This window comes from Pseudomonas sp. NBRC 111127 (assembly GCF_001320345.1).
In the GTDB taxonomy this organism is placed as follows: domain Bacteria; phylum Pseudomonadota; class Gammaproteobacteria; order Pseudomonadales; family Pseudomonadaceae; genus Aquipseudomonas; species Aquipseudomonas juntendi.
In genome coordinates, this window is record NZ_BCBD01000282.1 from 1 (window position 1) to 2,485 (window position 2,485).

General features: G+C 66.0%; 2 protein-coding genes. Both read right to left on the minus strand.

From position 1 onward, the window contains the following. On the minus strand, window positions 1-553 hold a 553-nt coding region (pdeM, locus tag APH30_RS26785), incomplete at its 3' end, for a ligase-associated DNA damage response endonuclease PdeM (RefSeq protein WP_054914222.1). Beyond that, a partial coding sequence (locus tag APH30_RS26790; RefSeq protein ID WP_054914223.1) for a helicase-related protein occupies window positions 550-2,485 on the minus strand: 1,936 nt, incomplete at its 5' end. The genes APH30_RS26790 and pdeM, both read right to left, overlap by 4 nt.

Below are 2,485 nucleotides of genomic sequence, written 5' to 3' on the forward strand. Positions count from 1 at the left end.
TCACTTGTTCATCGATCAGAAAGCACGGCAGGCGCAGGCGTTGCCTGGCCCTGCCACGCAGGATGAAGACCGGGTGCACGTGGCCGGCCAGCACTGGCCGTTCCGGGTGAGCATGCGGTTCGTGCTGCAGGGCGAAGGGGCCCAACAGCCAGGGTTCATCCAGCACTGTGATGCCCAGTGTTTCGGGGGGATCGCCGGCGTTGTGATCGTGGTTGCCGCGTATCAGCACGATGTGCAGGCCAGGATGGCTGTCGCGCCATGCCTGCAGACGAGCCAGCGTGGCAGGTGCCCGCGCGCTGCGCGCGTGCAGGAAGTCGCCGAGTACGACCAGCTGTTCGCAGTCGTAGTGAGCGAGCAGGTCGTCCAGCCGCGACAGGGTTGCCTCGGTGGTGCCGCGCGGCACCGGTTGGTGCAATGCGCGATAACTGGCGGCCTTGCCGATATGCACGTCGGCCACCAGCAATGCACGCTGCGCCGGCCAGTAGATGGCCTTGTCCGGGAGCAGCCATAGCTCCTGGCCGTAATGTTCGATGGCCTGATACTGTTGAGTCATTCCTTGTTCGCCGCCTGTTCCAGTTCTGCCACCATTCGCGCAATACGGTCCGCCAGCTTCTCGGTGCTCAAGGTCTCGCGCATGCCCTCCACCAGCAAGGCGAACGCCAGCGGCCCCGGCCGCTTCAATGCCCGCAGGTCCAACTGCAAGCCGGCCATCTTCAACAGTTGGCGGTGCAGGCGATCAATTTCCAGTTCCTCGCTCAGCACCTCGTCACGGGCCTGGCCGAGCAGCAGGTTGCCTGCATCATGTTTGCGAAACACCTCGTAGAACAGGCCACTGGAGGCCTGAATCTGCCGCATGCTTTTCTGCGCCGCCGGATAGCCGCCAAACACCAGCCCGGCAATCTGGGCAATTTCCCTGAAACGGCGTAGCGCCATTTCACCCGCGTTGAGGCTGGCCAGCACATCCTCCAGCAGTTGCTCGGTGCCCAGCGCCTGCGGCAAGTGCGTCGCCCAGTCCACATGGCCAGGGCTGAGCAGCTCGAAGCCATAATCATTCACGGCAATCGATACCGACAGGGGTTGCTGGCGGCTCACCCGCCAGGCAATCAGGTTGGCCAGGCCCAGGTTGGCCATGCGCCCGGCGAAGGGGTACAGGAACAGATGCCAGCCCTGGCGCGATTTAAAGGTCTCCGCCAGCAGCGTAGCCGTGGTGGGTAGAGCCGACCATTTGGCTTGCAGTGCCAGCAGCGGGCGCACGGCGCGCATTTCCGGGCCGGTAAAACGTTCGTGGGCGGCAGCGTCGAGCTGTTCGACCAGCGCATCGGCCAGCTCGCTCGACAAGGGCATGCGCCCGCCATTCCAGCGTGCTATGGCAGCCTTGCGTGCGGTGCTGCGGCGTACGTAGGCGGTCATGTTTTCCACCCGCACCAGTTCCAGTACCCGCCCGGCGAATACCAGCGTATCGCCGGGCCGCAGGCGGGCGATGAAGGCCTCCTCGACACTGCCCAGCGTCTTGCCGCCGCCTCCCTTGCTCCAGTACTTGAGCTGCAGGCTGGCATCGCTGACGATGGTGCCGATGCCCATGCGATGGCGCCGCGCCAGGCGCTCGCTGGCCACTCGATAAACGCCTTCGGCATGGCGCTCGACGCGCTGGTAGTCGGGGTAGGCCGTCAGTGAAGTGCCGCCGTGGCAGACAAAGTCCAGGGCCCACTGCCACTGGCTGTCGCGCAAGCCGGCGAACGCCCAGGTGCTGCGCACTTCGGCCAGCAACTGGTCGGCGCGAAAGCCACTGCCCAAGGCCATGCTGACCAGGTGCTGCACCAGTACGTCCATGCACAGCCGGGGGGAGAAACGCGCCTCGATGTGCCCGGCTTCCAGTGCCTGGCGAGCGGCTGCTGCCTCGACCAGCTCCAGGCTGTGGGTAGGTACGAGGGTTATCCGGGAGCGCCGCCCGGGGGCATGGCCCGAGCGGCCGGCCCGTTGCATCAGGCGTGCGATGCCCTTGGCCGAGCCGATTTGCAGCACCCGCTCCACGGGCAGAAAGTCTACCCCCAGGTCCAGGCTGGAGGTGCAGATCACCGCCTTCAGGCTGCCCTGCTTGAGGCTGCGTTCGACCCAGTCGCGGGTTTCCCGGGCCAGTGAGGCATGGTGCAAGGCGATCAGGCCGGCCCAGTCGGGCCGGCTTTCCAGCAGGGCCTGGTACCAGAGCTCGGCTTGGGCCCGGGTATTGGTGAACACCAGGCAACTGGCGCTGGCGTCGACCTCGCGGCTGACCTGGTCGAGCATTTTCAGGCCCATGTGCCCGGCCCAGGGAAACCGTTCTATGGCCCCGGGCAGCAGGGTATCGACCTGCAGTGCTTTGTCTTGCCGGCCTTGCACCAGCAGGCCGCCCTCGGGCAGCAGCACGTCCCGTGCATGCTGCAGGTTGCCCAAGGTGGCAGACAAACCCCAGGTCGGCAGGCCTGGGTGCCAGCGGCGCAAGCGGGCC